This is a genomic window from Streptomyces achromogenes subsp. achromogenes (assembly GCF_000720835.1).
Lineage (GTDB): Bacteria > Actinomycetota > Actinomycetes > Streptomycetales > Streptomycetaceae > Streptomyces > Streptomyces achromogenes.
Genome location: NZ_JODT01000145.1, coordinates 1 through 237, shown reverse-complemented (window position 1 = coordinate 237; position 237 = coordinate 1). Strand labels below are relative to the sequence as shown.

Genomic DNA, 237 nt, shown 5'->3' with positions numbered 1-237 from the left:
CATGACCAAGCTGATCGAGCGCAACACCACGATCCCGACCAAGCGCTCGGAGATCTTCACCACGGCCGAGGACAACCAGCCGTCGGTGCAGATCCAGGTGTTCCAGGGCGAGCGCGAGATCGCGGCGTACAACAAGAGGCTCGGCATGTTCGAGCTGACCGGTCTGCCGCCGGCGCCGCGCGGCGTCCCGCAGATCGAGGTCTCCTTCGACATCGACGCCAACGGCATCATGCACGT

Annotated in this window: 1 protein-coding gene; it reads left to right on the top strand. The window is 65.0% G+C overall.

All coding sequences use genetic code 11. The annotated features are described in order from the left end of the window. The coding region (locus IH25_RS38320; protein WP_037656569.1) for an Hsp70 family protein at positions 1-237 on the top strand (237 nt) is incomplete at both ends.